This window comes from Pedobacter jamesrossensis (assembly GCF_042650905.1).
Classification (GTDB): domain Bacteria; phylum Bacteroidota; class Bacteroidia; order Sphingobacteriales; family Sphingobacteriaceae; genus Pedobacter; species Pedobacter jamesrossensis.
The window spans coordinates 1-7,218 of the sequence record NZ_JBHSBY010000080.1; the positions used below are offsets into that span (position 1 = coordinate 1).

9 protein-coding genes are annotated in these 7,218 nt (G+C 32.2%); 8 read left to right on the forward strand and 1 reads right to left on the reverse strand.

Translation table 11 applies throughout. The annotated features are described in order from the left end of the window. Positions 1-230 precede the first annotated feature (230 nt). Positions 231-785 carry a GNAT family N-acetyltransferase gene (locus tag ACFOUY_RS09245; protein WP_378960221.1) on the reverse strand — a complete coding sequence of 185 codons (555 nt, stop codon included), beginning with the start codon at positions 783-785 and terminating at the stop codon, positions 231-233. Positions 786-1,029: 244 nt separating this feature from the next. On the opposite strand from ACFOUY_RS09245, the gene ACFOUY_RS09250 reads away from it, so the two are divergent. The 8 genes from ACFOUY_RS09250 to ACFOUY_RS09285 all read left to right on the forward strand — a co-directional run. Further along, positions 1,030-1,509 carry a hypothetical protein gene (locus ACFOUY_RS09250; protein ID WP_378960222.1) on the forward strand — a complete coding sequence of 160 codons (480 nt, stop codon included), beginning with the start codon at positions 1,030-1,032 and terminating at the stop codon, positions 1,507-1,509. 50 nt (positions 1,510-1,559) lie between these two features. Continuing rightward, complete coding sequence (locus ACFOUY_RS09255) at positions 1,560-2,213, forward strand: hypothetical protein (protein ID WP_378960223.1); 654 nt, start codon at positions 1,560-1,562, stop codon at positions 2,211-2,213. 47 nt (positions 2,214-2,260) lie between these two features. Then, positions 2,261-2,971 (forward strand): sensor histidine kinase, encoded by a 711-nt coding sequence (locus tag ACFOUY_RS09260; protein WP_378960224.1) that lies wholly within the window; start codon positions 2,261-2,263, stop codon positions 2,969-2,971. 3 nt (positions 2,972-2,974) lie between these two features. Continuing rightward, the gene (locus ACFOUY_RS09265) at positions 2,975-3,616 is read left to right on the forward strand and encodes a response regulator (protein WP_378960225.1); all 642 of its coding nucleotides are present in this window, start codon (positions 2,975-2,977) and stop codon (positions 3,614-3,616) included. Positions 3,617-3,722: 106 nt separating this feature from the next. Then, on the forward strand, positions 3,723-4,100 hold the full coding sequence (locus ACFOUY_RS09270; protein WP_378960226.1) for a BlaI/MecI/CopY family transcriptional regulator: 378 nt from the start codon (positions 3,723-3,725) through the stop codon (positions 4,098-4,100). Further along, positions 4,097-6,097 carry a TonB family protein gene (locus tag ACFOUY_RS09275; protein ID WP_378960227.1) on the forward strand — a complete coding sequence of 667 codons (2,001 nt, stop codon included), beginning with the start codon at positions 4,097-4,099 and terminating at the stop codon, positions 6,095-6,097. Before ACFOUY_RS09270 ends, ACFOUY_RS09275 begins: the two co-directional genes overlap by 4 nt. A gap of 10 nt (positions 6,098-6,107) precedes the next feature. Further along, complete coding sequence (locus tag ACFOUY_RS09280; protein WP_378960228.1) at positions 6,108-6,797, forward strand: TonB-dependent receptor plug domain-containing protein; 690 nt, start codon at positions 6,108-6,110, stop codon at positions 6,795-6,797. 137 nt (positions 6,798-6,934) lie between these two features. Next, the coding region (locus ACFOUY_RS09285; RefSeq protein ID WP_378960229.1) for an energy transducer TonB at positions 6,935-7,218 on the forward strand (284 nt) is incomplete at its 3' end.

Sequence of the window (7,218 nt, forward strand, 5' to 3'; positions counted from 1 at the left end):
AGAGTATTATAATATACCTTTAAAATACAAAAAAGGGAGCAGAAAACATAGTTTCTAACTCCCTTTTTTAAACAATTTTATGGGTGGACTTTTTCAGTGCCCTCCCGTAACCGGAGACCTTTTTTCGGATTGTTTTTCATAACCCTAACTATAACTAAAAATTGAGAGAATCGATTCTGTTTTTACAGATATCAATGTAATTTAGAGAGCTAATATTTTATAATCATAAACTATATGGTTTCTATCGAGGTAATTCCTTTGTAGTAAAAAGCCAAAGGTAAAAACCGCTTATTTTCTATCTCTGTTTTGAAAACATTGGTTAATATCGAAGAATGAAAAGCCTCGAAACCATCGTCCATGATTTTCTTTGTTCTTTGCCCGTATGTAATAATACAAACAGAATTACATTTTAATTGCTCAGCTTTAACTATCCTTTCTTTATCCAGCCTTTCACACAAACCTCGCCCATGAAAAGATTTATGAATAACCAACCTGCTTAAAGATGCAATAGGAAAATCTATATTGGCTACATCTGCATCATCATTTAATTTGTGTCCTGACAAGCTGTCTAAACTATTATGTTTTGAGAGTCGTGCAGATGCAACAATATTATTTTTCTCATCAAAGGCTGCCCAATGAAAGGCGTATTCATCATACTCATCATAAAAACAAGTTATTAAATCTTCTTTTGCCGGATGAGGATTATTCTGTTCCCAAACAGCTTTACGAAGTTCTAAAATTTCTTTCTTATGGTAGCTAAAGTTTACTTCTTTAATAATTATCATAATAGTAGATTATTTTCCACAAGCCTATTAAGTGATAATCCATCTAAATTCAAACTACCCAAAACACCAGAATCATTTTATAGCTGCTTTTGCTTCAGTCAAATCTAATTAGATACACTGTTGATTTCTGGCATTAAACACCCTTTTTAATAGGGTGTTTTTACGGTATTGAATAGGGGGATTTTGCGGTTGGTAATTTGCGTATTTATAACCAATTTTATAAGAATATATAGCCAAACGAATTATGATAAAAACACCACGCGGAAAGGATGGAAAAGATAATACCATCCCCGTAGACATTGCAAAAAAAATGACGGCTGCTTTTAGAGAAAGTCAAAAAGCAGATAAAGGTACTTTTACCGAGGCTACCTGGTTTCCTGCGCAGCAAATTAAACAATTAGCAGAAAAAGTTGCCAAATTTGACGGAGACGGTGTTAGAATTTATTTTGGCAGATATACTGACGAAATAATTGATGCAATTAATAAATTAGGCTATGGAGATCAAATTCCTCACACCTATGCAAATATGAATACCACACTTTTTGTAGTTACAAAAGTTATTGATAACAAACCAAGAACAGATTACTTTGTAGATAAAGTGTCTCAGGGGCATCATGATAAAATTGCAATGAAAAAACTAAGCAGTTCACCTTCTCCTACAGACCCGGATGATAGAGGCAATTTATGCCCGACCGACTGTGATGATGACAGTGAATTAATGTAACCTTGAGTAATTAAGCAGTTATAGTTAATATATTTTTTTTATAAATCTAAATGCACTTAATATCCACAAGTAACTTAATAGAATATTTATGCCTCCTGTTTGGCATTTTTTTTTTAATAAAAGATAAAGCAACGTTTTGGCGTATTTCATTAGTTTATATTTTAATAGTTTGTTTAACAGAAACCACCGCTGGTATTATTTCTAAAGTTTACCACCATCATAATGTGACGATTTATAATATCTACATGCTTTTAGAAGCAACGTATGTAAGTTATGGGTTGTATTATTTTTTGAGAGAATATATAAAAAATATAGTTTATTGGATTCTTGCAGTCTATTGTATTATTCTTACAATAAGCGCATTTTGTATTTATGATCATGGCATACATACATATAATAGCCTCACCGTAAGTATCATGTCTGTGTTTTTTGTGGTATTTAGCTTACTTTATTTTTATGTATTACTGAAAGACGAATCTTTTATCGATTTAAAATTTCATCCAGCATTTTGGTGGATAGGTGGTGTTTTAATTTTTTACTTCGGGGGTACTTTAGCTAATTTCTTTGATGACATTATTCAGATGAAATTTTTCAGGGACTTAAATGCAAGAACCATAATATACACTACACTTAACGCCTTTTTATACGGTTTTTGGTCTTATTCATTTATATGCAGAACTCGCCAACGCAAATTATCTCTTTAATTATATTAGCATCATTAGTTTTTCTTTTGATGCCAATATTTTTATTGATGTACATCCGATCGTACAATCGCCACAAGAAAAACCACATTGCGGAGAAACAAAATATGCAGCAAAAGTTTGATTCTGAAATTTTAAAAACTCACATAGAAGTTCAGGAGCAAACCATGCAAACCATCGCCACAGAATTACATGATAACATAGGCCAATTGCTGAGTCTAACCACTCTTACACTAAACTCCATCAAAATCCCTGAGAATGAAAAAGTAACCGAAAAAGTTAACAATTCGCTTTCTTTGGTAAATAAATCTATTAAAGAAATTAGAGAATTAGCCAAGATTCTACATGGTGAACAAATCGTAGAATCGGGTATAGGCAATGCTATAGAACAGGAAATTAACTGGCTAAAGAGAGTTGGTGGTTATAAATTAAGTATCAATAATGATTTACTCGATATTAAGATTTCTTCTCCAGATAAGGATTTAATCATCTTGAGGTTATTGCAAGAGATAATTAATAATATTATAAAGCATGCTCAGGCAACATCCATACAAATAGACACTTGTCTAAAGAATGATACTTTGCTCTTAACTGTAAAAGAAAATGGTGTCGGCTTCGATTATGATGAAGCTAAAAATAAAAAAAGCGGGATGGGACTTTCATCGGTACAGAAAAGAATTGAAATGATTAAGGGGAAAATTGATGTAAATTCGACCATTGAAAAAGGTACATCCATTTTTATAGAAATTCCTTATCCTTAAATTATGCAAACAAAATCACTATCTATCGGCATTGTTGATGACCATACACTTTTCCGTTCGGGTTTGGCGAATTTATTATCCGAATTTGAGGAAATAAATGTTCTTTTTCAAGCTACAAACGGGATTGACATGCAGAAACAGATAAAGAATCATCCGAATGTAGAGCTAATATTAATGGATATAAATATGCCACTTATGGATGGGTATGCAGCAACACAATTTATAAAAAAGGAGTATCCTGAAATAAATGTATTAGCGCTAAGCATGTTTGAAGATGAAAAAGCTATTATTGGCATGTTAAAAGCTGGTGCCGGTGGTTACATGCTGAAAGAATCTACACCATCAGATTTGGTTATTGCAATAAGAACAACCATTGAAAAAGGTTTCTTCATAAACGACATGGTTTCTGGCAGGTTATTATTTTCTTTGAAACAAGATGAACCAAAACCATTAATTACGGAGAAAGAACATACTTTTTTGCAATACTGCAGTACAGAACTTACCTACAGGGAAATTGCCGATTTGATGAATATTAGCCCTAGAACGGTTGATAATTATCGAGAATCATTATTTGCAAAGCTTAACATAAAAACAAGAACTGGCCTAGTTGTTTATGGAATTAAGCATAATCTTATAAAAATTTAGAAAATAATATCTAAATTTTTGTCGAAACATTTGTAAAACTAATTAATTAGTTTTAACTTTAATATCACAGGCATATCACGCCTACTCCTATAATCAAAAAAATAAAATGGATATTAAAGATTTAACCAAAGCCGAAGAGCAGATAATGCAAGTTTTATGGCAATTGGAAAAAGCATTTGTTAAAGAGGTAATCGAAGAATTACCTATCCCTAAACCGGCCTATAACACGGTATCAACAATTATTAGAATTCTTGAAACTAAAGGATTTATTGGTCACGAAGCATTTGGCAAAGCGCACCAATATCATCCCTTAATAAGTAAAGAAGAATATAAACGCCATGCAACCGAAAAATTACTGGGCAACTATTTCGAAAACTCGGTAGAGAGTATGTTCTCATTTTTTGTAAAAGAAGAGAAATTGGATTTAAGTGATGTGGATGAAATTTTAAAAATGATTAATAAAATTAAACACAAACCAAGATGAGTTTTGCCCATTACCTTCTGCAGGTAAACTTATATTTAATCGTTTTTTATTGTTTCTATAAATTACTGTTAGATAAAGAAACCTACTTTACTTTAAATCGTATTTACTTGGTTAGCGCAGGTTTTTTATCTCTTGTTATTCCATTTATACGATTAGAATGGCTTACTGAACAAAAAGCAGCACAGCAAGTTTATACTACGGTTAAATGGGATGCTGTATTGCAACAAGCCACAATTGTAACAGATGTGCAAGAAGGATTTAATTGGGGAAACTTAATCGTTTACATTTATTGCTCCGGAATTTTATTCTTTCTTGGCCGATTAATATATAATCTTTTAGCAGTAAATAAACTTATAAAAACAGCCAAATCTGGCTCTGCTTTTTCTTTCTTTGGAACAAAGGTTATTGATTTAGAGCTGCCAAGACTCGACGTAATCGACATACACGAGGAAGCACATGTTAAGCAGCTACATACATTAGATATTTTATTTTTTGAGATAATTGGCATTATTACTTGGTTAAATCCAGTAATCTATCTGTATAAAAAAGCGATTAAAAACATACACGAATTTTTAGCAGATGAGCATGCAGCTAATTTTCAGGGAGACAAAGCAGAGTATGCTTTATTAATTTTAAGCAAATCCTTTGGTATCAGTCCGAACACTTTAACCAGTAATTTCTTTGAAAAGTCTCTAATAAAGAAAAGAATTTATATGCTTCATAAAGAACGTTCAAAGAAAGCTGCAATAATTAAATATGGAATATCTATACCGCTGTTTGCCATTTTCATAGTATTCTCTTCTGCTACAGTACGGAAAAATAAAAAATTATTAGTTTTTGCAGACCAAATCCCATTAGAAAAGCCGATAAAATTAGTTGAAGAAATGGTTACCAAGCCAATAGAATTTACTTATGCAACTGAAGCCAAAGATTCTGTTTTAACCAAAAACACTAACATTAAACCTAACTGGAAAGATTTCTACGGCTTTGTAAGTAAAAACATAATGTATCCTAGAGATGCGCAAGAAAATGCAGTGCAAGGCAATGCGCTAGTTAAATTTACTTTAAAGAACGGAAAGGTTAGCGATTTAAGTACCGACGAAGATTTAGGTAATGGTTGCGATGAAGAAGTGATGAAATCAATTTTGGCTTATAAGGGATTTAAAAATGTAGAAAACGGAAAATATGCATTAAATGTAGCTTTCAGACTTGAAGATGCAGAATCAGAAATTAAAAATGAGAATCCTCCGGTACCAAAAGGCTACAAAAATCTTTCTCAGCTAACCGTTCTGGGCAATGCGCCTTCTTCTGCCTACGCTTCAAATGATAAATCCGAAAAGATTTATGACTTTGTAAGCATAGAGAAAGTTCCAGACTTTCCCGGAGGCATGAAAAAATTCTATGAGTACCTTGGAAAAAACATTAAATATCCAATTACTGCACAAGACAATAATGTACAGGGTAAAGTATTTCTATGTTTTACTGTAGAAAGAGATGGAGAACTTAGCGATATTCAAGTTATTCGTGGCTTAGGAAGTGGTTTGGATGAAGAAGCATTGAGGGTAATAAAAGAAAGCCCTAAATGGAACCCAGGGATTCAAAATGGCCGTCCAGTAAGGGTCAAGTATAACATTCAAGTTAATTTTACTTTAGATAACGCTCCTAAAACAAACATAACAAGTCCTGTAAATTTATCAAACACGACGAAAATATCGCTTAACGGAATCAATAATTTGAATGGAGCAAAAAACCCATTAATTATTTTGGATGGTGTTATACAAGGTAAAGATGCTTTAAAGTTTATCAAACCAGAAACTATTGAGTCTATATCTGTTTTAAAAGATGCAAGCGCCACTTCATTATACGGAAGCAGAGCATTAAATGGCGTGATTTTAATTACATCAAAAGCAGCTAAAGGCTCGATTTTCAGAAACCTTGATGATTCAGAGTTAACCATCGATAAATCATCAAATCAAGTAACAAAACCAAGATTCTAAAGAAATAATTATGAGAAAATTATTCATTGTATCCGCATTTATAATTAGCGCTCTCGCTAATGCGAAGGCTCAAAATCCAGATAGCTTGAGTAATGAGTTCTCAGCAATAAAAATAATTGGTGTAAAAAAACCTGTTTATATTGTAGATGGCATTAAGCAAAGCGCTTATTCAGATTTTAAAATATCAAGGCTGAAACCTGAGAATATTCAAGAAATTTATATTCTAAAAGGCGAAGAGGCAATTAAGTTATATGGTGTTGAGGCTTTGGAAGGTGCTATTTTAATTACAACAAAGCTAGGTAAAGGCAATTTGAGTAATCTAGAGCTTAAAACTAAACTTGCAGATCTGCATTTAGATAATAATTTGGGTTCAGTGAGAAGCATTAAACTACTACCCGAAATTTCAAACCAAAAAGATTCTACAAAGGCTACCGTGCAATCACAAATCATATTTCGTGGATTAAATAATTCTCAATTCAATGCAAAAGAGCCTGTTTATGTACTCAATGGAGATAAGGTTGGGAAAGATGCAGTTACCTTGTTAAACCCCGAACTGATTGAATCTATTACCGTTTTAAAAAAAGAAAGTTCTACAGCTCTTTATGGCGTTCAGGGGGCGCTAAACGGAGTAATAATTGTAACAACTAAGAAGGTTCCCAAACCTATACCCAAATTAGAAAACGATATAGATAAGAACTAAGTTTTTATCATCCTAAATTAATTTCAAACCTTTTGCTATTTGCCTACTTCTCTCATTGAAAAATGAAGAGCATTAGATTTTTTTGCCCAAAATTTAATTTACTAATAACTATATCTTATAAAATTAAACCTAAAAAAATGAAAAAATTAATTGTATTACCTGTATTAGTTATCATGATGATGTTAACAAGTATGGAGAGCAAAGCTCAAAAAGTTTTTGATTTTACAGCTGTGGATAAAGTTCCAGACTATCCTGGAGGCATGAAAAACTTCTATCAATATTTAGGGAAGAATATAAAATTTCCTGAAGCTGCAAAAAAGAATAAAACCCAAGGCAAGGTTTTTTTATCTTTTATTGTAGAACAAACAGGAGAATTAACTGATGTTGAAGTAGTGAGAGGTTTAACCGAAGAAACTAATGC